Genomic DNA, 21,053 nt, shown 5'->3' with positions numbered 1-21,053 from the left:
CCGCTCCACGTTCCGGATGAGAAACGACAGGGAGCAACGATGAAGAGAATATCCGCCATCCATTTCGCCGCAGCGCTGGTCTTCGCGGGCGCCCTATCGGCCAACGCGGCCGATACCGTCAGCACGCAGGGTCCCACGGTTCGTGTCGAAAAACTGGCGGAGGGCCTCGAACATCCCTGGGCGGTCGAGGTGTTGCCCGATGGCGCCTATCTCGTCACCGAGCGGCCGGGCCGCATGCGGATCGTCCGCGAGGGCAAGGTCTCAGCCCCGATCGGCGGCGTGCCCAAGGTCAGCGCCCGTGGCCAGGGCGGCCTGATGGATGTGGCGCTCACTCCGGACTTTGCGACGTCGAGAAAGCTCTATTTCACCGCCGCCATCGCCAATGGACAGGGCTCGGGGACCGAGGCCTTCAGCGCCACGCTTTCCGCTGACGAAAAGAGACTGGATGCCGTAACACCGGTTTTCACCATGCGGCGCTTCACCTCGGGCAACATCCAGTACGGCTCGCGCATCGCCATTGCCCGTGATGGTTCGCTGTTCATCAGCGTCGGCGACCGCGGCGACCGCGACCGCTCGCAGGACTGGCGGGACGACGCCGGCTCGATCATCCACATCAACGCCGATGGCAGCATCCCGGCCGACAATCCTTTCAAGGACGGCGGCAAGGGGTTGCCGGAAATCTGGTCGAAAGGCCACCGCAACCCGCAGGGCATCACCTTCGATACCAAGGACGGCAAGCTTTATACAGTCGAACACGGCGCGCGCGGCGGCGACGAAATCAATCAGCCCGAGGCCGGCAAGAATTACGGCTGGCCGATCATCACCTACGGCCGTGATTATTCGGGCGCCGAGATCGGCGAAGGCACCGCCAAGAAAGGGCTCGAACAGCCGCTGCATTACTGGGATCCGTCGATCGCCCCTGGTGCGCTGACCGTCTATCGCGGCGCCATGTTTCCCGAATGGGACGGCAACTTCCTCGTCGCGGCGCTGAAGTTCCAGCTGCTCTCGCGCATGCAGCGTGACGAAAGCGGCGCCTTCGTCGCCGAAGAGCGCTTGTTCGAGGGCGAATACGGCCGAATCCGCGATGTCATCGTCGCGCCCGACGGCGCACTGCTGATGGTGACGGACGAGGATAACGGCGCGCTGCTCAGGGTCTCACGCGCTGAGGCCAATAACGGCTGAAAGATCACAAGGCGCCGCGCAGCTCCTTGCGGATGACGAATTTCAGTCCGGACCAGATCTCATCGACAGCGCAGACCTTGACGTCGACAAGCCCAGTGGGAAGGAGGATCTCTCGCAACACATCCTCGGTGACATCGGTCGGCACCCGCGAACTCTTCTTCGGCCAGGAGATCCAGAGCATACCGTCCGGCCTCAGAGCACCGAAGAGCGTCGGCGCGATAGAATCCAGCGCCTCTCGTTCAGTCACAAACAGATGCATATAGTCGAATGCCCGCCGAGGCGTTTCGGGAAGCGCAAGGGCGACCGAGGCAAACCCACCGAAGCCATGGATGTCACCGATCGCTTCCGGAACGCCGAGGAGCGCCGCCGTCTGCCCGGGCACAAGGCCGAGCTTCCTGACGAGCGGCGTGCCCGAGTAGCCTGCCGTCCCGGGTGCCGCCGCCATGCCGCCGGCCGGCCGGCCTTCTTCGCCTCGCATGCCCTCACCTCCATCGTCAGCTTTGACGTCTTGAGCCTTGCCTAGAGAAAAGACAACTGCTAACCGCTTGTGCCACCCCTTCCCATCGAGGACGACATGACGCGCGTTCAGGCGAACCTCCTGCTATTGCTTGCAGCCGCCATCTGGGGCGGCGGCTTCGTTGCGCAATCGACGGCGATGAAGGCGATCGGGCCCTTCTGGTTCATCGCGCTGCGTTTTGTCGTCGCCACATTGGCCGTGCTGCCTTTCGTCGTTTTTGAAGCGCGCAAAGCTAAGGCGAAGACAAGCGCCCGCCATGCGAAACTCTATATCCTCACCGGCCTTGCCCTTTTCAGCGGCGCAGCCACGCAGCAGGTCGGGTTGCAGACGACGACGGTGACGAATTCCAGCTTCATCACCGGCCTCTATGTCGTCTTCGTTCCGCTGATCGCCGTGTTCTTCCTGCGCCGTGCCCCGCATTGGATCATCTGGCCGGGCGCGCTGATGGCCGTCGCCGGCATCTATCTCCTGTCTGGCGGTCATCTCTCGGCCCTCACATCAGGTGATTTTCTGACCGTCGCCTGCGCCCTCTTCTGGGCAATCCAGATCACCCTTGCCGGCACAACCGTTTCTGCGACCGGAAGGCCACTCGCACTCTCGGCCACGCAATTCGCCGTCACCGGGGCCTGCGCGCTCGCGATTGCCGCAGCGGTCGAACCGATCACTCTATCGGCAATATGGGCCGCAGGACCTGAAATCCTCTATGTCGGTATCTTCTCCTCCGGCCTCGCCTTCGTGCTGCAGGTGATCGCCCAGCGTTACACAACGCCCTCGCAGGCCGCGATCTTCCTCTCCTCCGAAGCGCTTTTCGGCGCCTCGCTTGCCGCTCTGCTGCTCGGCGAGACAATGCCGGCGAGCGGTTATGCTGGTTGCGCGCTCATGTTTATCGCTATGCTTGTAGTCGAACTCGTGCCCGGACTCGTCCGGCGACCTCTGCCAGCCGCCTGAACACGCGTCCAAATATGGGTTAATGGCCTCTCCAGAAAAAATTTGTCGAATTCGAAAAGACGCGTTCACGTTGCACTTTTGGGAAAATCTCCTCGAAAATTATATTGCAGACGATATAAAACGTTAATCATTCCCTATCGGCGAAGGAAATTTTGCGTTTTTGCGCAAATTGGCTATCCGAGCAGGTGTGCCACGAACGACACGGCAAAAAACTTTTACTTGCCAAAATTCGTTTATCGCAGCAATCTCGGCGCGTTCGGGCATTTTGCGAGCATGGGAAGTCCTTAAGTATTTGCGCGCCGGGAACGCTAATATCCCGGTCAGCCGGTTCCGAAAATGGTGGGCGAAAGTCCTGTCTGGAACAGGCCGAGGTAGAGGGGACCTTTTTCTCACATTTCAAGAATTGCCTGCCAACACCTCCCCGCAAGGAGGCAATGCTATGATGCTGCCCGTGTGGATGGCGGGCAGAGAGAAAAGGACCTGAAGCATGGCAGAGACTGGGACTGTAAAATTCTTCAATACCGACAAGGGCTTCGGCTTCATCAAGCCGGACCGGGGCGGCGCCGATATCTTCGTTCACATTTCTGCCGTTCAGGCCTCTGGGCTGGCCGGTTTGACGGAAAACCAGAAGGTAAGCTTCGACACGGAGCCGGATCGCCGCGGCAAGGGCCCCAAGGCCGTCAATCTGCAGATTGCGGGCTGAGCCCTTAACAAGGCTGTCGAATTCGAGTTGAAGCCCGGCAGCAATGCCGGGTTTTGTCGTTCAGCCTTCGTTCAGCTATAGCTCCTTAGGACTAACACCATCGAGAAGGAGCCGGCGTTCGGTTTCCGGGATTAGGACTTGATGGTTATGAACAGGCTCGCCAAAACTCTTCTGCTGACGGCAACGGCTGCTGCGCTTACTCTCTCCGTCATCGGTGAGGCCTCGGCCCGCGACCGCCACTGGCGCCATCATAACAACAACGACGCCCTCGTCGGCGGCGCTGTCGGTCTCGCCACCGGCTTGATCGTCGGCTCGGCAATCGCCAACGCCAATAACGGTCCGGCTTACGAAGAACGCCGCTACATCGACCCGGCCTACGAGCCGGATTATTACGAGCCCGCCCCGGTCTACCGCGCCCCGCGCCGCGTCTATGTCGAGCAGCCGCAATATGTCGAGGAGCCGCGCTACTACGCGCCGGTCCGCACCGCCGTCGAACCCTGGACGCCGCAATGGGAGCGTTACTGCTCCTACCGCTACCGCTCCTTCGATCCGCGCAGCGGCACCTATATCGGCAATGACGGCCGCAGCCATTTCTGCACCGCCGGCTGATCGCTCGACGATCCCTGATACCAAGCGCCGCTCCTCAGCGGCGCTTTTGTTTTGTGCCTTATCAACCGGCCTTTTTGTCCCAAGGCATCAGTCCCGCCTCGGCATCCGGGTCGAAATCGGTCGAGACGCTGACGGCGCGCCATTCCCGATCGGCGCCGATGCGCGCAGCATCCGCTTTCTCGACATTACGCACCGCGTCGCTGCCGAGCAGAAGCCGGAGCGGTGGTTGGTCGAGACCGGCAATATGGATGACGACCGCAGCCGCTTTGGCGGGATCGCCGGGCTGGCGGCCGTCATATTCACGCTGGAAGCGCACCGTTGCGCCGACCGTCTCCGCATATTCCGCCCGCCCCTCGGCAAGCACGGTCGAGGCGCCGGCGAAATCCGTCCTGAATCCGCCGGGCTCGATCACCGTCACCTTGATGCCGAAAGGCGCCACTTCCTTCGCCAGCACCTCGGAAAAACCCTCGACAGCGAATTTCGCCGTCGAATAGGCGCCGCGCCCGGCAGGACCGATGCGACCACCGACGGATGAGAACTGGATGATATGCCCCGTCCCCTGCTCGCGCATCAGGGCGATCACCGCCTTGCTCATGATGATCGTGCCGAACAGGTTGGTTTCGATCTGGGCGCGGAAATCGGCAAGGCTGGTGTCCTCGATCGAGCCGACATTGCCGTAGCCGGCATTGTTGACGAGCACGTCGATGCGGCCGAATCTCTTGACGCCCGCCTCGACGGCTGCAGCCGCCGCCGCCGCGTCCGTCACGTCGAGCGCCAGCGTCAGAACCTGGCCGCCATAACGCTCGGAAAGATCGGCAAGCTGGGCGGGATCGCGCGCCGTCGCCACCAGATTGTCGCCTGAGGCGAGCACTGCCTCCGCCAGCGCCCGGCCAAGACCGCGCGAACTCCCCGTAATCAACCACACCTTCGACATCGGAAACCTCTCCTTGATTGGTTCCCGGCCCATGTATGTTCTATTGTTTCCGATCGAAAGAAGGTACCAGGAAGATCCATACGCACCGGGAGGTAACCAACTTGACCAGCGACGTTTTCGATTTCTGCTGCAACATGACCGATGAACAGGATGCGCGGGCGCGCGCCTTGATCGAGCGGGCGGCGGCGAAGTGGCCGCTGCGCATCCTGCACGCGCTCTCCGATGCCGGCGCGCCCTTGCGCTTCTCGCGCGTACTGGAGCGGGTCGAGGGTATCAGCCAGAAGGTGCTGACGCAGACGCTGCGCACCCTCGAAAGCGACGGCCTCGTCATTCGCACGCTTTATCCCGAGATTCCGCCGCGCGTTGAGTATGAATTGACGCCGCTCGGCCGCGACCTCCTGATGCAGGTCGTCACGCTCTGGCGCTGGATCGTCGAGCGACTGGACGATTTCGATGCACGCAAAGCCGTGAAGCTAAATGCTGCCGATGATTAGGCTGGAATGCGGATCGTTGCCCTCAGTCCGCCGAGCGGGCTGTCACTGAGCGTGACGTTGCCGCCATGGCTGCGGGCAATGTCGCGGGCGATCGCAAGGCCAAGGCCGGTACCAGACGCATCGAGGTTACGCGCCGCGTCCAGCCGGAAAAACGGCTTGAACACGTCCTCGCGGCTCTTTTCCGGAATGCCCGGTCCGTCATCGTCGAAGATGACGGTCAGCCATTTGGCATTGTGCTTGGCTTCGATGTCGAGCCTGCCGGCATAACGACGCGCATTCGAGGCTAGGTTGGTGACAAGACGCATGAAAGCGTTCGGCCTGACGGATATGTCGTCATCGCCTTCGATGGAATAGCTGAATGTCTTGCCGTGCAGAGCGAAATCGGATTCCAGCTTGCTGAAGATCTCGCTGAGTTTCAGCTCGCCGACATCCTCTTCGACCTCGCCGCGTGCGAAGGCCGTATAGGCCTCCAGCATGGCCTGCATATCGTTGACGTCGTCGCTTAGCCCATGCAGGTCGGGATTATCGCCGGCGAGCGCGAGTTGCAGTTTGAAGCGGGTAAGGATGGTGCGCAGATCATGACTGACGCCGGAGAGCATCGCGGTGCGCTGCTCGATCTGCCGTTCAATTCGCTCGCGCATCAGGATGAAGGCAAGGCCGGCGCGCCTAACCTCGTCGGCACCACGCGGATAGAAGTTATCGGGTTTCTGCCCCTTGCCGAAGCTTTCGGCCGCGCGCGCCAACGTCAGGATCGGCCGGATCTGTCCACGCAGGAAGAGGATCGAGATGCCGATCAGCACCAGCGAGGTGCCGACCATCCAGACGATGAAGATATGCGTGTTCGAGGCATAGGTCTGGCTGCGCTTGGTCAGCACCCTGAGAATCTTGTTGTCGAGCTTGATGCGGATCTCGACGAGGTTCGAGTTGCCGACCGTGTCGATCCAGAAAGGCCGGTGAATCTCGTCGGTGATCTCGTCGCTGAGGATGCCGTCGAGGATCGAGAAGAACGGCTTGACGCGCGGCGGCGGCAGGTCGCCGTCCGGCTCGATCGAGATCTGCAGGCTGAGCTGATCGCGGGCGATGCGGATGATCTCGCTATAATCCGAGTTCTGCGGGTAGGTCTCGATGATCTCGATGATCGCGGCAATGTCACGAGTGACGGCAAGCGACAGCCGCTCCGTCACCATCTGCCAGTGGCGCTCCATGAAGACGGCGGCGACGACGGATTGCAGCAGCACCATCGGAATGATGATGATCAGCAGCGAGCGCGCGTAAAGCCCGGTCGGCAGCCGCCGGCGCAGCCAGCGGACGATCCAGCGCCAACCCGGCGCAGAACTGCGGTCTTCCCGCCGCAAGCTGTCGATCGTCACCATCAGCGCCGGTCCTGGCCTCTATCCTAGTCGATGCTTAGCCTGTATCCGATCCCGCGCACGGTCTGCAGCCAGACGGGATTGGCCGGATCATCCTCGATCTTACGCCGCAGCCGGTTGATCTGCACGTCGATCGTCCGCTCGCCGACCTCGGTATCGTTGCCGATCAGTTCATGGCGGGGGATCGTATCGCCGGCGCGCCGTGCAAAGAGCAGCATGATCTCCTGCTCGCGGTCGGTGAGCCGGATGACCTCGGTGGCTTTCTTCAACTCCTTGCGGGTCAGCGAGAAGGTGTAGGGGCCGAACATCACCTGTTCGATCTTCGGTCCCTCGCCGCCGGCATTGCGCCGCAGGATGTTGTTGATGCGCAGCACCAGTTCGCGCGGGTCGAAGGGCTTGGAAAGGTAGTCGTCGGCACCGGCCTCGAGGCCTTCGATGCGGTTGCCCGACTCCGCCAGCGCCGTCAGCATGATGATCGGCACGTTCTTGATGGCCCGAAGCCCGCGGGTGACGTCGATGCCGGATTCGCCGGGCATCATCACATCCATGATGATCAGGTCGAAATCGAGACCCGCGAGCTTGCGCTGCGCCTCGGCGCCGTCAGCGGCGACGGTAACGCGGAAGCCGTTCTCGGCGAGATAACGATTGAGCAGCGCGCGGATGCGCGAATCGTCGTCGACCACCAGCAGATGCGCCGCATCGTCGGAAATACCTGTCTTGACCGCCATTCAATCCGCCTTCTGTCTGTCCCGCATCCCTCTGAGGAAAGCTTTTACGCCCTCCCGCACCTCCGCAGAAGCCCCTTCGAATGCCCGCTCAATGCGGCGCGATTGCGGCTCTGCAAGGGCAAGCGCCAGCTCTCGTCCCGATTTCGTTGGATAAAGCTTGCGCTGCCTCCGGTCCTCAGGCCCTGCCACCTGGCGAATATAGCCTGAATCGATCAGCTGTTTCAGCACCCTTGCAAGGCTCTGCTTGGTGATCTTCAGCGTATCGAGAAGATCGGCCACCGTCATGCCGGGGTTGCGGTTGACGAAATGCACGACGCGGTGATGCGCCCGCCCGAAGCCGCTTGTTTCGAGGATGGCGTCGGGATCGGAAACGAAGTCGCGATAGGCGAAGAAGAACAGCTCGATGATCTCGAAATCGATGATGTCAGTATCTTCCATCGGCGTGGCCAGCGGCTCTGGCTTGGCTGTTTTCGGGCCGGTCTGTCGTGACACGCGGCATTCCCTTTCTCATTCCGCATATTGCGGGAAACTGCTTTGCCGAACTTTGCGGGAACCCGCCCGACCTCTCATTTTTCTGGCATGTTCGGAAACCAAGGCTCGCCCGGAACTTCCGATGCAATAAAACAATTCCTCTTGCGTCTGTGGATAAAACGTATTGGGGATAACAATCAACAGGAATGGCGCTTGAAGCGCCTGAGGAGGTTCAGCACGCCGCCGAAGCCATCGGCTATGCGGATGCGGGGATGCTCGATTATCGTGGCAAGGCCGCCGAAGCGACAGGGCCAACGTCTTCTCGTCGGGGACGGCGTCATAGACGCGCCGACCCCGGATTGCTTCCTGGACGGCATCACCCACCAGACGGGTCGTCGAGCGCGCGATCCGGCGGCGATCACCGCCGGATAAGACTTTTCACGCAATCGGTCCGGCTGGATAGCCGGGCATTTACCGATGCGCCCGTGCCATGACCAGTCCGGCGAGCGTCGAGAGAATGCCGCCGCCGATGAGGCCGCCGATGCCGTCGGCGATCAGGCCGGTCATAGCCGCTTCTCCACCGACCATGCCGAGCAGCATGCCGCCGGCGACACCGCCGATCGCCCCTGCGATCGTACGGGCAACGACATTGATCGCATGCTGCTTCAAGGCGGCGCTGGCGGCATTGCCGCCGATGGCACCCGATATCAATTGTATGACGAGCGGAAGTAGCGCTTCCATGACTTTCCTCCTCTGGCGATCTCCCCGATCGCCGTTATATGCCGAACCTTCAGCATATTAGCATTTTATCATATTAAGGAAGAAAGCGTTAAGAAAAAATCAACCGATGCGGGAGGCAAGGGAGCAGGCGGACGGGCTGAAAACGAGGCGGCCAGCGACCGCCTCATTGTGCTTTTACCGGTTACATCACTGGTAAACGTAGACGATCCGGCGTGTGCCGGGATCGACCAGCACCGGCCGGTCGTTGATCCTGGTATAGCGGTACTCGTAGTCCGGGATCGACTGGAAGGTAACGTCGGCGGGCACCTCTGCGCCGACGACGACATCGCCGCCGAGCTGCACCGTCTGGCCGGGATTGGTCTCGATATAGGTGCGAACAGTCTCCGGCGGGGTGATGGTCTCGACAGCCCCGACAGGACCGAGCAACTCGTCGCCCGGGGCCGGCTGCGGGTCAACGGGAACAACGCTGGCGGTCGACTCGTAGGTCACGACTGGAACGCCGATCTCGGCGCGGTGTTGTTCGACGATGACCGGTGTGCCGCCGCGGTCAACCTGCAGATAATCGGCATAGACCCAGCCGCGCATGCCGTTGACGTCAACGCGGCACCAGCGGCTGCCTTCGATGCAGCCGTCCAGCACTGCGGTCGAGCCACGCGTGGCAAGACCGACTGCCGGATATTGCGGGCCGGGACCGGCGCGGACGTTGAGATCATTGACGGTCGTCGCCACCATCTCCGCCTGCGCAAGACCACCGCTCGCCAGGAGCACGGCTCCAGCCAGCAGAATGTTTCTTTTCAAGGTCATGTGAGCGTCTCCTTGGTTTCGATGGCCGGACAACGCACGGCGTTCCACGATGTTCCCTTGTGCTTCTCACGGGGAAAGGCCGCTCGCGAGCGACTTCATGCAAGTAATTGAAACAGCTTGCTAAAAATGGAATTTTCCGCTCCTTCGCAAGGACAGAGAAACGCATAAATTCTTGTTGCAGCCGGTCATTTTGCCGTGAAACACACCGCAGAAGCGGAAAAATCAAGCTGCCCTTCCCGCCGTTTCGGACTATACCCTGAGCATCCGAGACACCAAGCGAGGCGCTTATGGGCATGCTCCAGGCCGGCATCATTCCGGTGACACCCTTCCAGCAGAACTGCACGATCTTCTTCGATCCCGAGACCAAGGAAGGTGTCGTCGTCGATCCCGGCGGCGACGTGCCGCTCATCCTGCAGGCGATCGCGCAAAACGGCTTGATCATCAAGGAAATCTGGCTGACCCACGGCCATCTCGACCATGCCGGCGGCGCCAGCGAACTGAAGGAAGCCCTCGGCATCGACGTGGTCGGCCCGCATCAGGACGACCTGCCGCTGCTGCAGCGGATCGAGACCCAGGCCGAAAAATACGGCATATCGGGATTGCGCAACGTCGTGCCCGACCGCTGGCTGAAGGATGGCGACAAGATCGCTTTCGGCGTCCACGAATTCGAGGTCTATCATGCGCCGGGGCATGCCCCTGGCCACGTGATCTATTTCAACCGTGCGCAGAATTTCGCCCATCTCGGCGACGTGCTCTTCAACGGCTCGATCGGCCGCACCGACCTGCCGGGCGGCAATCATCAGCAGCTTCTCGATTCGATCCGCGACAAGGTGCTACCACTCGGCGACGACGTCGGCTTCATCTGCGGCCACGGCCCCGGCAGCCGCATCGGCGATGAGCGGCGCAGCAATCCATTTTTGCAGGAAATCAGGGCCAGTGGGGCATCCGGCGCGGGCGCATCAGCCGAAACGACCGATAAAACGATGTGAGCTGACGCTCACATCATCTTCCGGCCGTTCGGCACCGGCTGCCCGACGGCCGCAAGCACGATCGCGCCATTCTCGTCCTCGAATCCCAGTGTCAGCACTTCCGAGCGGAACGGCCCGATCTGGCGCGGCGGGAAATTGACGACGCCGAGCACCTGCCGGCCGATCAGGCTTTCCGGCGTATAATGTACGGTGATCTGGGCTGAGGATTTTTTCGTGCCGACCTCGGGGCCGAAATCGATCACCAGCTTGAATGCCGGTTTGCGTGCTTCCGGAAAGGGACTGGCCTCGATGATCGTGCCGACGCGGATGTCGACACGCTCGAAATCGGCGTAGGTGATCTCTTCGGCCATATCGTCTCCGTCAGCCGGCCAGTTCCTCGGCCCGCTTGCGCGCCGCCGCGAGTGCTGCGTCGAACAGAGGCTGCATGCCGTTTTCGGCCATCAGTACGGCGAGTGCGGCCGCCGTCGTGCCGCCGGGAGAGGTCACATTCTGCCGCAGACGCGAAGCGTCGTCGGGGGACTGGTGCAAGAGTTCACCAGCCCCCGCGACTGTTTCCCGCGCAAGACGCATGGCGAGGTCCGCCTGCAGGCCGAGTTTACGGCCTGCCTCCGCCATACATTCGACGAGATAGAACACATAGGCAGGACCACTGCCCGAAAGCGCCGTCACGGCATCGATATCGGCCTCTTCAGGCACCCATTCGACCGGACCCGAGACGCTGAGAAGGGAATGCACGCGCTCACGCTGCTGCTTGCTGACCCCAGAATTGGCAAAAGCGCCGGTGACGCCGCGCCCGACCATGGCCGGCGTATTCGGCATGGCCCGCACCATGGCGGCTTTGCCCAGATGTTTCTCGAGGAAACCGAGTGTCTTGCCGGCAGCCACCGAGACGACGACCGTTTCCGGCCCGACGGCAGTTTTTACCGCCGGCAGCACCGTCTCCATCACCTGCGGCTTGACCGCGAGAAACAGGACGCTTGCCTTCAAATCCGCGGGAATCGCGACCAAATGCGTCGCGCCGGCCTCGCCGATCGTCGCAAGCATTGCCGGCGACGGGCCGGGATCGACGACAACGACGGCCGAGCCCGGAACGCCGCTTTTCAGCCAGCCGGAGAGCATTGCCCCGCCCATGTTGCCGGCGCCGATCAGCACGACGGGATTTGTCGAGGAGAAACTATTCGCGGGCATCTTATGCCTCGCCGACTGTTTCGAACAACACGGCTTCCATCGCTTTCGTCGCCTCCATGCCGGACCAGACGACGAACTGGAATGCCTGGAAATAAGCTTCGCAAGTATCGAGCGCGCTGGAAAGCAGCACTTCCACCTGGCGGTTGGTAGGCTCCGCACCGCCCGCGAGCAGCAGCGACTGCCGGAAGATGACGACATCTTCCTGGCGCCAGAGATCGAAATGCCCCATCAGCACCTGCCCGTTGATCGCCGAGAGCAGCTTGACCACCTCGTTGACCCTGATGTCGGGAACTTTGATATCGAAGGCGCAGCCAAGGTGCAGCGCCTCGAATTCCTCCATCCAGGAGAAGGAGACGTGGTAGTCCGTCCAGCGCCCCTCGACCGTCATCGCGATCTCGTCCTCGCCGGACCGTTCGAACGACCAATCATTGTTGGAGGCAACGTACTCGATCATGTCGACCGGGTTCGACTGACGCTCGACTTCCAATTCCATCAGGTTCATGCAGCACCTTCTTGACCGGAATGAATGCGGCTAACTTGGTGTAGAAACACAAGAAAAGACACACGCAAATACCGGAACCACCACTCGGATGATCGTTGAACCGCTGCCAGACTTAACGCAGATAACCTGCCCGGAGCTTACCAAGTCGCTTCGAATCATCATTTAAAATCAGTGTATAATGCCCCTTGCCCCCTGCCAGCCCCCTGAGGGGAAAATAGGCCGGGCCACTGTGGAAAGGCTCTTCGAAATTCAATTCAGAAGGGAGAATAAGCGACTCTGCGAATTGGCTTTTTTGGCAGTGTCCACAGGTGGAAAACTCACCTGATTTTTTTATGGAAGATGCGGCATGTGCGGTGAAGGCCATGCCGCATCTGCGTCATATCGCGACGCGCTTCAGTGCCCCTCCCCGGCAAGCCTCGCCTCGAGCGCTGCGATGCGGGCGGCAAGCGCCTCGTTCTCATCGCGCGCCTTGATCGCCATCTCGCGCACGGCCTCGAACTCCTCGCGCTTGACGATATCCATGCTGTTCAGCCAACGCTCGGCCTGAGCGTTAAAGGCGGTCTCGATCTCCTTGCGGACGCCCTGGGCGGCACCCGCCGCATCGGTCATCAGCTTGGCGAATTCATCCATGATGCGGTTCGTTCCGGTCGTCATGGCGTTTTTCTCCCTTCGCATGAGGTGAATTCAGCCCTTCGGGGCCTCAAGGATTGAGGTAGGGCTTCGCCACCCGCGATGCAAGCGCTTTGCACGGGATAGGCTTGCCGGAACCGGCCGGCAAAGAGCCATCACGAACAATGGACTTGACCGTCCGGGATCGCAGCGGCATGTTCCGCGCAACCAAACAGGTGGGAAAACCTTGCCGACAGCAGCCAATCTCCTTGCCATCATGCCTTTTCCGGACATCGATCCGATCGCCTTTTCGATCGGCCCGCTGGCGATTCATTGGTACGGTCTTGCTTATGTCGCCGGCATCCTGCTCGGCTGGGCCTATGCGCGCCGCCTCGCCGCCAATGAAAGTCTCTGGCCCGGCAATACCTCGCCAATGACAAGGACGCAGATCGACGATTTCATCGTCTGGGCGGCCCTTGGCGTCGTCCTCGGCGGTCGCCTCGGCTATATTTTCTTCTATGATCTCCCCGCCGTCCTGCGCAGTCCGGTCCGTGCGCTCGAGATCTGGAACGGCGGCATGTCCTTCCATGGCGGCCTGACCGGTACGACGATTGCCATGATCGTCTTTGCCCGCCGCAACGGCATTCCGATCTGGAGCCTGTTCGACATCGTCGCCACGGTCGTTCCCTTCGGCCTCTTCTTCGGCCGCATCGCCAATTTCATCAATGGCGAGCTCTGGGGCCGGTTGACCGACGTGCCCTGGGCCGTGGTCTTCCCCACAGGCGGCCCCTTCGCCCGCCACCCGAGCCAGCTCTACGAAGCCGGCCTCGAAGGCATCGTTCTTCTGCTGGTGCTGGCCGCCCTGGTTTACGGCATGCGCGCGCTGAAAAGCCCCGGCTTCATCACGGGCGTCTTCGTCTGCGGATATGCCCTGTCGCGCATCTTCGTCGAATTCTTCCGCGAGCCTGACGCCCAGCTCGGTTATCTCCTCGGCACGAACTGGCTGACCATGGGCATGGTGCTCTCTTCCCCGATGATCCTGCTCGGCCTCTGGGCGATGCTCCGGGCCCGCCGCCAGGCTGCGCTGCAGCTCTGATAACGGCAGGACGCACGACATGACCACCGCTCTAGGCGAAAAAATCAAGGCGATCATCCAGGCTAACGGCCCGATCAGCGTCACCGATTACTTCTCGCTCTGCCTGGCCGATCCCGAACACGGCTATTATCGCACCCGCGAGCCCTTCGGCCGTTCGGGTGATTTCGTAACCGCGCCCGAGGTCAGCCAGATCTTCGGCGAAATGATCGGCGTCTTTATCGTTCATGCCTGGCAGCGTCACGGCACGCCCGCAGGCGTCCGCCTCGTCGAGATTGGCCCCGGCCGCGGCACCATGATGGCGGATATGCTGCGTGTCATTTCCCGCATCGCCCCGCCGCTGCTGGACGCCGTGACCGTGCATCTCGTCGAAACCAGCGAGCGCCTGCGCGACGTCCAGAGCCAGACACTCGAAGCTCACGGCGAAAAGATCGCCTGGCACAACGGCTTCGACGAAGTACCGCCAGGCTTCACGCTGATAGCCGCCAACGAATTGTTCGACGCAATCCCGATCCGCCAGTTCGTCCGCATGCCGACCGGTTTTCGCGAGCGCATGATCGGCCTCGATTCCGATGGCGAGCTGACCTTCGCCGCCGGCGTCGCCGGCCTCGATCCGGCACTGCTGCCCGAACCGGTGCAGAACCTGCCGCTCGGCACGCTCTTCGAAATCTCGCCTGCCCGCCAGGCTGTCATGATGGCAATCTGCGAACGCCTGCGCGCCTTCGGCGGCACGGCGCTTGTAATCGATTACGGCCATCTCGTCACCGGCTTCGGCGATACGCTGCAGGCCGTGCGCATGCATGAATTCGATCCGCCGCTCGCCCATCCCGGTGAAGCCGATCTGACGAGTCATGTCGACTTCCAGCAGCTCGCCGAAACGGCGCTTGCGGCCGGCGCTCATCTGAACGGCGCCCTGCATCAGGGTGATTTTCTGACCGGCCTCGGCATCCTCGAACGTGCCGCCGCCCTCGGCAAGGATCGCGAGCCGCAAACCCAGCAGGTCATCCAGACCGCGGTCGACAGGCTCGCCGGCGCCGGCGAAGGCCGGATGGGCGAACTCTTCAAGGTCATGGCGGTCTCGCATCCCGCCGTCGATCTCATGCCCTTTCGCCCGGTGGATTGACAGGGCGCACGCGGCTGGTTCAACATCCCAGCGAACAAGAACTTGAAGCGCGCCGCCTGTGCGATGCGCTTGGGATAACAACAAACCCCTTAAAAAACCCCGGAAGCACAGATGCAGGACGCGGCCTCTCCCGCACCGATCGAAAGCGCGCTGCTGAACGCAGCGGCAGGCAGCACTATCCGCCACGGTTATTTCACCCGCGCCGGCGGCGTTTCCGAAGGGCTGTATCGCGGCCTCAATGTCGGCCTCGGCTCCAATGACGAACGCGACAAGGTCCTGGAAAACCGCCGCCGCGTCGCCGCCTGGTTCGACCTGCCGGTCGAGCGGCTGGCGACCGTGCATCAGGTCCATTCCCCTGATGTCGTGACCGTCGATGCCGATTACGACGGCGCGCGCCCCGAGGCGGATGCGATGGTGACGCGCACTCCCGGCATCGCGCTTGGCGTGCTTGCCGCCGATTGCGGCCCGATCCTGTTCGCCGACCCGGACAATCGCGTCATCGGCGCCGCCCATGCCGGCTGGAAGGGCGCGCTGACGGGCGTGCTCGAAAATACCATCGCCGCCATGGAAGCGCTGGGGGCCGACCGCGCGCGCATTATCGCCTGCCTCGGCCCCTCGATCAGCCAGGCAAGCTATGAGGTCGGTCCTGAGTTCGTCGAGCGTTTCGTCGCCGGGAACCCGGATGATGCGCGTTTTTTCGCGCCTTCCGCAACATCCCGCCACGCCATGTTCGACCTGCCGGCGCTGACCGTCGACCGGCTGACGAAAGCCGGCGTGCGGGCCGAAAGCCTCGGCCTCTGCACCTATCCGGACAGTGAGCGCTTCTTTTCGTACCGCAGGACGACACATCGCAAGGAGCCGGACTACGGCCGCCAGATTTCCGCGATATCAATCAGGGAGACGTGAGCAGAATGGCACTGCACTTCGAAAAGGCCGAATTCGCAAGCCGGCTTGCGCGCCTCACCGAGAAGATGAAGGAAGAAAAGCTCGACGCCCTGCTGCTCTTCGCTCAGGAAAGCATGTACTGGCTGACCGGCTACGACACCTTCGGCTACTGCTTCTTCCAGACGCTGGTCGTCAAGAGCGACGGCACCATGGCGCTTTTGACCCGCTCGGCCGATCTTCGCCAGGCAAGGCACACCTCGATCCTCGAGGACATCCATATCTGGGTCGATCGGGTCAATGCCGATCCGACGCTCGACCTGAAGAACCTGCTGGTCGAGATGGATCTGCTCGGCGCCCGCATCGGTATCGAATATGACACGCACGGCATGACCGGCCGTATCTCGCGCCTGCTCGACGCGCAGCTGACCACCTTCGGCCAGATCTCCGATGCATCCTATCTCGTCAGCCGCCTGCGCCTTGTCAAAAGCCCGACTGAGGTTGCCTATGTCGAGCGCGCCGCCGTTCTCGCCGACGATGCGCTGGATGCCGCGACCCGGCTGACGAAACCCGGCGCCGACGAGGCCGATATCCTCGCCGCCATGCAGGGTGCGATCTTTTCCGGCGGCGGCGATTATCCCGCCAACGAGTTCATCATTGGCTCCGGCGCCGATGCCCTGCTTTGCCGCTACAAGGCCGGCCGCCGCAAGCTCGACGCCAGCGATCAGCTGACGCTCGAATGGGCCGGCGCCTACGCGCATTATCATGCCGCCATGATGCGCACGATCGTCATCGGCGAGCCGATGCAACGCCACCGCGAACTCTACAATGCTTGCCGCGAAACCATCGAGGCGATCGAGACCGTGCTGAAGCCCGGCCACAGCTTCGGCGACGTCTTCGACATGCATGCCAGGATCATGGACGAACGCGGCCTCGCCCGCCACCGGCTGAATGCCTGTGGCTACTCGCTCGGCGCCCGCTTCTCGCCCTCCTGGATGGAGCATCAGATGTTCCATGTCGGCAATCCGCAGCCGATTGAGCCGAACATGTCGCTCTTCGTGCATATGATCATCGCCGATTCCGACACCGGCACGGCGATGACGCTCGGCCAGACCTATCTGACGACGACGGATGCGCCGCGCGCGCTATCCCGCCATCCGCTCGATTTCATCGGTCTTTGACCGATGAGAATCCGGAATTGACAGACGCCCGCCCCCGCCCGCATAAATTCGGGCGGGGCTGATGCGATTGTGGGAAGGACGGATCAAGGGATGACGCGAGCTGCGATTGTACCCACGCTCCTGGTCTTCACGGCTCTATTGACCGCCTGCAATACCACCGATGCGCTGACGCCGCTGGTCGACATCGGCAGTTCCTCAGCCAGTGCGCCATCGAGCCCGGTGACGCAGGGCGAGGCCGAGGGCCTGGCAGGCACCCGTCAGCCGGCCTTCGCCGCAAACACACGGCAGCGCGGGTATCACCCGGCCTATGACCAAACGCAACGGACCTATCGGCCCGGTTCCGGTGCACCGCCGACGACGATGCAGGAGCAGGCTGACGCTTTGTCGCGCAACGATTCCTCGCCCGCCGCCTCCACCCCGATCGAGGGACAATCGCTGCCGCCGCCGTCAAGCGGCGGTGAACCTGCCGCTCCGGCGGCCGAAGCGCAGCAGCCGCGGCAGACCGCCGCCCTCAGCGCCGGCTCCTCTGCCGCTCGCGGCAATACCGTGCGCTTCCTGCCGATCATCGGCGCGCCGGTGCAGGCCGTGACCCCGCTCTCGCGCCAGCTCGGCGCCGAGGCGCGCGCGCACGGCCTTTCCATCAAGAGCTCGACCGATGCGAGCAGCGACTACATTCTCAAAGGCTATCTCTCCGCCTTCAGCGACGACGGCAAGGTCACCGTGGTTTATGTCTGGGACATTCTCGACAGCGGCGGCGGCCGCCTGCACCGCATCCAGGGGCAGGAAAGCGTGCCGACGGCGGCAGCCGACCCCTGGGCCGGCGTTCCCGCCTCGGTGATGCAGCAGATCGGCTCGAAAACCATCGCGGAATTCTCCTCCTGGCGGCAGACGCGGGGCGGTTAGTCACAAACTTTTTGCAAATATCAAAGCCTGTGGCGCCTTTGCCCTTGCATTCACGGGGAAGCTGGCTAAAAAGCGCGGCTATCAGCGCATAACAGGCGGACCAAAATGAAGGTTTTCGCAGGCAATTCGAACCGGCAACTCGCCGAAGCGATCTGCACCTATCTCAACGTTCCCTTGGGGAGAGCCAGTGTTCGAAGGTTTGCCGATCAGGAAATCTTCGTGGAAATCCAGGAAAATGTGCGCGGCGAAGACGTTTTCCTCGTCCAGCCGACCGCCTTTCCTGCCAACGACCACCTGATGGAGCTGCTGATCATGATCGACGCGATGCGTCGTTCTTCAGCCCGTCGCATCACCGCGGTGCTTCCCTATTTCGGCTATGCGCGTCAGGACCGTCGCGCCTCCGGCCGCACACCGATCTCCGCCAAGCTGGTCGCCAACCTCATTACCGAGGCCGGCGCCGACCGCGTCATGACGCTCGATCTCCATGCCGGGCAGATCCAGGGCTTCTTCGATATACCCACAGACAATCTCTTCGCCATGCCCGTGCTGACGCGCGACATCAAAAGCCATTACGACCTCAGCAATGTCGTGGTCGTCTCGCCTGATGTCGGTGGTGTGGTTCGTGCCCGTGCGCTTGCCAAGCGGCTGGACTGTCTTCTGGCCATCGTCGACAAGCGTCGCGATCGGCCGGGTGAATCCGAAGTGATGAACATCATCGGCGACATCACCGGCAAGGACTGCCTGCTGATCGACGACATCGTCGATTCCGGCGGCACGCTCTGCAACGCCGCCGACGCGATGCTGGCCCAGGGCGCATCGAGCGTCACCGCCTATATCACCCACGGCGTCCTCTCCGGCGGCGCGGTCACCCGCGTCACCTCCTCGAAGCTTCGTGAACTCGTCATTACGGATTCGATCCAGCCGACCACAGCCGTACTCTCGGCGCACAATATCCGCATCGTGACGACGGCGCCGCTGATCGGCGAAGCCATCAGCCGAACGGCCCAGGAAGAGTCCGTCTCCAGCCTCTTCGACTAAGAAGAGCCGGCATTCGTCCGGCTCTTTCAATTTCAGCATCAGATAAACCAGCTATTCCCGGGCATGCTCTCCGAGCCGCATGAATCGCTGGCCGTTGCTTGTCGCGAAGCCGCGTTCCTTGACGGCGAAAGCCCGGAATAAACTGCCGCGCCGATCGTTGACAAAAAAGGCCGGCACAAGGCCGGCCTCTTCATTTCCGATTGATAACGCTCAAGGCTGCTGCGGCGGTGCCGGTACCGCGTCCTGACCCTGATCCGGCTCCTGCCCTGGTTCCAATCCCTGATCCTGATCCTGGTCTGTCTCGAGGCTGGGATCCTGATCCGGACCATCCGGTCCCTTGATCTGCTGGCCATTGACCGCCACGGAACCATCGCGGCTGACGCTGATGTCCCAGCGCGAGCGACCGTCCGCATCGGTCTTGGCGAATCCCTTCACCATCATGATGCCGAAGGAGACCTGGTTGAGATCGGGATCCGTCTTGGCAAGCTCCTGAACCGCCGCGATCGTCTTGTCGAGATCGCGAGCAAGAATCGTCGCCTCCATCGAATAGTCCTTCTGGGTGTCGACGCGCCCCTCAATCTTGCCCGTCATATCGACATCATAGACCTGAGACTTGGCGCTGATCTTCGGAAACTCGACGGCAAGCCGGCCGTCGTGGAAGAGCTTCTTCGCCATCTCCTCGCCGGTCTTCTCCGGCGTTTTATCGTTGAAATCCAACGCCATGATGGCGTCGCCGAAGCTTGCGAAATCCAGGTTCGGAACAGCAAGCTGGAAATCGAAGCTGGTCGGCATGAAAGCCGAATAGTTTGCCGGCATCAGCGGCGTGTCGAGGCTGATCTCCTGGGCGTTCATGCCGAAGCCGAAACGCATGGCGTCACTCGGCCCGTCGATGGCGAGATTGTAGCCGAGTGCCTTGGCGCCGCCCTTACCCATCTCGCTGCTGACGATCAGGTCGTTGACCCCGATCGTCTCGCTGAACGAGGTCAGAAGCGGGAAGGCTTCCTTCACTATTCCCTTGATCTTGTCGCTGTTCTCCGGGCTCAGTTCCTTCTCATCGAGATGATCGAGGACAAAGAAAACCATGTCGCGTATTTGCTTTGCCGGCAGGCCGTCCACCTTGGCATCGACATTGATCGAGCCGGCACGAAATTCGACGGGCGGCATTTGCAGGCCGGAAACCTGCTCGACGAAACCTGACATCGAGGCGTTGCCGGCAAAATCGATACGTCCATTGCCGCCTGCGCTGTCCGTCGAACTCAGCTTTTGGTCCATGCTGGCGATGCTGGCATGGACCTCCTCGGTTTCGGACTTGCTGGCCATCTTAATGTCCTTGGCCGCAAAGGTGCCGGAGCGCAGATAACTGATCGCCGGGTCGAAGACGCCGGTATAAACAAGCGAAGCGATGGAATAGGTGAAATCCGTCGGCTTCTGATCCGGGCCTTTGAAGTGGCCGGAGACGTTGAACTTGTTGTCGCCTTCGACATTCCAGAGCCCGCTGTCGAGCGGCGTGGCGAACATCGAGAACGGCGTCAGCCCGTTGATCGTGAACGTCGCCGGATTAGCTTTGGCAACCAGCTTGGCCAGATCGTAAATGACTTCGTAGCGCGTGCCCGCCGGATTGACGGTTATAAAGCCGCTCTTCGCCAGTTCGTCAGGAAGCAGCTTCGTCAGAGTCTCCTTGACCGCATTGGCGCCGTCCTGGTTGATCTCCGCGCCCTTGGCCGTGGTGAAAAGGCAAAGAACAAGCAAGCTCGTTGCCGTGACATGTTTGAGACGCATAGTCTGTTTTTCTCCTCAGCCGCTTTTTTGATTGCGGCATCCAAAGATGCCAACTGCGCTCATGTCAAGCCAAGTGGCGGCAGGTACTGGCGATTTTGCCACGCGGGTGGGCGTGGATTACAAACATTTCAACGAGGTTCTTCTGGTCGAGACGGCCCGGCGCGGATGGCACGCAGTCGATCCAAGCAGATTTGCCGTCTCAACAATTGAGCGCCGCGGCGGACGCCTGTATATCACCCAAAAACCGCGGCAATCCGCAACTTGC

25 protein-coding genes and 1 pseudogene are annotated in these 21,053 nt (G+C 61.8%); 13 read left to right on the top strand and 13 right to left on the bottom strand.

Features of this window, described 5'->3' with window-relative positions; translation table 11 throughout:
• Positions 1 to 39: 39 nt before the first annotated feature.
• Positions 40 to 1,182: a PQQ-dependent sugar dehydrogenase gene (locus tag FFM81_RS06155; protein WP_138384992.1), complete on the top strand. Its 1,143-nt coding sequence runs from the start codon at positions 40 to 42 to the stop codon at positions 1,180 to 1,182.
• Positions 1,183 to 1,186: 4 nt separating this feature from the next.
• On the opposite strand, the gene FFM81_RS06150 is transcribed toward FFM81_RS06155, so the two are convergent.
• A complete protein-coding gene (locus FFM81_RS06150; RefSeq protein WP_138384991.1) occupies positions 1,187 to 1,660 on the bottom strand; it encodes a DUF3052 domain-containing protein in 474 nt (157 codons plus the stop codon).
• Between the two features lie 96 nt (positions 1,661 to 1,756).
• Between FFM81_RS06150 and FFM81_RS06145 the strand changes: the two genes are divergently transcribed.
• From FFM81_RS06145 to FFM81_RS06135, 3 genes are all read left to right on the top strand, one after another.
• On the top strand, positions 1,757 to 2,647 hold the full coding sequence (locus FFM81_RS06145; RefSeq protein WP_138384990.1) for a DMT family transporter: 891 nt from the start codon (positions 1,757 to 1,759) through the stop codon (positions 2,645 to 2,647).
• A 487-nt stretch (positions 2,648 to 3,134) separates the two neighbouring features.
• Complete coding sequence (locus FFM81_RS06140) at positions 3,135 to 3,350, top strand: cold-shock protein (protein ID WP_003561293.1); 216 nt, start codon at positions 3,135 to 3,137, stop codon at positions 3,348 to 3,350.
• Between the two features lie 147 nt (positions 3,351 to 3,497).
• Positions 3,498 to 3,959: a BA14K family protein gene (locus FFM81_RS06135; RefSeq protein WP_138385017.1), complete on the top strand. Its 462-nt coding sequence runs from the start codon at positions 3,498 to 3,500 to the stop codon at positions 3,957 to 3,959.
• A 61-nt stretch (positions 3,960 to 4,020) separates the two neighbouring features.
• On the opposite strand, the gene FFM81_RS06130 is transcribed toward FFM81_RS06135, so the two are convergent.
• Positions 4,021 to 4,893, bottom strand: coding sequence for an oxidoreductase (locus tag FFM81_RS06130; RefSeq protein WP_138384989.1), 873 nt, complete (start codon positions 4,891 to 4,893; stop codon positions 4,021 to 4,023).
• Positions 4,894 to 4,928: 35 nt separating this feature from the next.
• On the opposite strand from FFM81_RS06130, the gene FFM81_RS06125 reads away from it, so the two are divergent.
• Complete coding sequence (locus FFM81_RS06125; protein ID WP_138384988.1) at positions 4,929 to 5,387, top strand: winged helix-turn-helix transcriptional regulator; 459 nt, start codon at positions 4,929 to 4,931, stop codon at positions 5,385 to 5,387.
• Here FFM81_RS06125 and FFM81_RS06120 read toward each other — a convergent pair.
• From FFM81_RS06120 to FFM81_RS06110, 3 genes are read right to left on the bottom strand one after another with little or no spacing between them, the layout of a single operon-like run.
• Positions 5,384 to 6,760: an ATP-binding protein gene (locus FFM81_RS06120; protein WP_138384987.1), complete on the bottom strand. Its 1,377-nt coding sequence runs from the start codon at positions 6,758 to 6,760 to the stop codon at positions 5,384 to 5,386. The genes FFM81_RS06125 and FFM81_RS06120 overlap by 4 nt on opposite strands.
• Positions 6,761 to 6,783: 23 nt before the next feature.
• Entirely contained in the window at positions 6,784 to 7,485 is a 702-nt protein-coding gene (locus FFM81_RS06115; protein WP_003565469.1) for a response regulator, read from the bottom strand.
• Positions 7,486 to 7,977, bottom strand: a complete 492-nt coding sequence (locus FFM81_RS06110; protein ID WP_138384986.1) for a MarR family winged helix-turn-helix transcriptional regulator — start codon at positions 7,975 to 7,977, stop codon at positions 7,486 to 7,488.
• Between the two features lie 212 nt (positions 7,978 to 8,189).
• On the opposite strand from FFM81_RS06110, the pseudogene FFM81_RS06105 reads away from it, so the two are divergent.
• A pseudogene (locus tag FFM81_RS06105) lies at positions 8,190 to 8,346 on the top strand (branched-chain amino acid aminotransferase); the annotation flags it as partial.
• Positions 8,347 to 8,427: 81 nt separating this feature from the next.
• On the opposite strand, the gene FFM81_RS06100 reads toward FFM81_RS06105, so the two are convergent.
• Positions 8,428 to 8,697 (bottom strand): hypothetical protein, encoded by a 270-nt coding sequence (locus FFM81_RS06100; RefSeq protein WP_003581133.1) that lies wholly within the window; start codon positions 8,695 to 8,697, stop codon positions 8,428 to 8,430.
• A gap of 186 nt (positions 8,698 to 8,883) precedes the next feature.
• On the bottom strand, positions 8,884 to 9,501 hold the full coding sequence (locus FFM81_RS06095) for a DUF1236 domain-containing protein (RefSeq protein ID WP_138384985.1): 618 nt from the start codon (positions 9,499 to 9,501) through the stop codon (positions 8,884 to 8,886).
• 287 nt (positions 9,502 to 9,788) lie between these two features.
• Between FFM81_RS06095 and FFM81_RS06090 the strand changes: the two genes are divergently transcribed.
• On the top strand, positions 9,789 to 10,490 hold the full coding sequence (locus tag FFM81_RS06090; RefSeq protein WP_138384984.1) for an MBL fold metallo-hydrolase: 702 nt from the start codon (positions 9,789 to 9,791) through the stop codon (positions 10,488 to 10,490).
• Between the two features lie 8 nt (positions 10,491 to 10,498).
• Here FFM81_RS06090 and FFM81_RS06085 read toward each other — a convergent pair whose 3' ends face one another.
• The 5 genes from FFM81_RS06085 to FFM81_RS06065 all read right to left on the bottom strand — a co-directional run bounded on the left by FFM81_RS06085 (position 10,499) and on the right by FFM81_RS06065 (position 12,834).
• Positions 10,499 to 10,840: a tRNA-binding protein gene (locus FFM81_RS06085; protein WP_138384983.1), complete on the bottom strand. Its 342-nt coding sequence runs from the start codon at positions 10,838 to 10,840 to the stop codon at positions 10,499 to 10,501.
• A gap of 10 nt (positions 10,841 to 10,850) precedes the next feature.
• Positions 10,851 to 11,678: a pyrroline-5-carboxylate reductase gene (proC, locus tag FFM81_RS06080; protein WP_138384982.1), complete on the bottom strand. Its 828-nt coding sequence runs from the start codon at positions 11,676 to 11,678 to the stop codon at positions 10,851 to 10,853.
• A 1-nt stretch (position 11,679) separates the two neighbouring features.
• Positions 11,680 to 12,180, bottom strand: a complete 501-nt coding sequence (locus tag FFM81_RS06075) for a type III secretion system chaperone family protein (RefSeq protein ID WP_003541709.1) — start codon at positions 12,178 to 12,180, stop codon at positions 11,680 to 11,682.
• A gap of 112 nt (positions 12,181 to 12,292) precedes the next feature.
• Positions 12,293 to 12,544, bottom strand: a complete 252-nt coding sequence (locus tag FFM81_RS06070) for a hypothetical protein (RefSeq protein ID WP_128399460.1) — start codon at positions 12,542 to 12,544, stop codon at positions 12,293 to 12,295.
• Between the two features lie 29 nt (positions 12,545 to 12,573).
• Positions 12,574 to 12,834: an accessory factor UbiK family protein gene (locus FFM81_RS06065; protein WP_003581142.1), complete on the bottom strand. Its 261-nt coding sequence runs from the start codon at positions 12,832 to 12,834 to the stop codon at positions 12,574 to 12,576.
• A gap of 202 nt (positions 12,835 to 13,036) precedes the next feature.
• Between FFM81_RS06065 and lgt the strand changes: the two genes are divergently transcribed.
• The 6 genes from lgt (at position 13,037) to FFM81_RS06035 (ending at position 19,009) form a co-directional block, all read left to right on the top strand.
• Complete coding sequence (lgt, locus tag FFM81_RS06060) at positions 13,037 to 13,885, top strand: prolipoprotein diacylglyceryl transferase (RefSeq protein WP_138384981.1); 849 nt, start codon at positions 13,037 to 13,039, stop codon at positions 13,883 to 13,885.
• Between the two features lie 19 nt (positions 13,886 to 13,904).
• On the top strand, positions 13,905 to 15,005 hold the full coding sequence (locus FFM81_RS06055) for a class I SAM-dependent methyltransferase (protein WP_138384980.1): 1,101 nt from the start codon (positions 13,905 to 13,907) through the stop codon (positions 15,003 to 15,005).
• Positions 15,006 to 15,116: 111 nt separating this feature from the next.
• The gene (pgeF, locus tag FFM81_RS06050) at positions 15,117 to 15,911 is read left to right on the top strand and encodes a peptidoglycan editing factor PgeF (RefSeq protein ID WP_138384979.1); all 795 of its coding nucleotides are present in this window, start codon (positions 15,117 to 15,119) and stop codon (positions 15,909 to 15,911) included.
• A 5-nt stretch (positions 15,912 to 15,916) separates the two neighbouring features.
• A complete protein-coding gene (locus FFM81_RS06045) occupies positions 15,917 to 17,068 on the top strand; it encodes a M24 family metallopeptidase (protein ID WP_138384978.1) in 1,152 nt (383 codons plus the stop codon).
• Positions 17,069 to 17,158: 90 nt separating this feature from the next.
• A complete protein-coding gene (locus FFM81_RS06040) occupies positions 17,159 to 17,971 on the top strand; it encodes a hypothetical protein (protein WP_138384977.1) in 813 nt (270 codons plus the stop codon).
• 105 nt (positions 17,972 to 18,076) lie between these two features.
• Complete coding sequence (locus FFM81_RS06035) at positions 18,077 to 19,009, top strand: ribose-phosphate pyrophosphokinase (protein ID WP_003565494.1); 933 nt, start codon at positions 18,077 to 18,079, stop codon at positions 19,007 to 19,009.
• Positions 19,010 to 19,219: 210 nt separating this feature from the next.
• Here FFM81_RS06035 and FFM81_RS06030 read toward each other — a convergent pair whose 3' ends face one another.
• A complete protein-coding gene (locus FFM81_RS06030; protein WP_138384976.1) occupies positions 19,220 to 20,788 on the bottom strand; it encodes a hypothetical protein in 1,569 nt (522 codons plus the stop codon).
• Positions 20,789 to 21,053: the final 265 nt, after the last annotated feature.

This window comes from Rhizobium hidalgonense (assembly GCF_005862185.2).
GTDB classification, from domain to species: Bacteria; Pseudomonadota; Alphaproteobacteria; order Rhizobiales; family Rhizobiaceae; genus Rhizobium; species Rhizobium hidalgonense.
The sequence above is the reverse complement of the archived record's forward strand: the minus strand, read 5'-3'. Positions and strand labels throughout refer to the sequence as shown.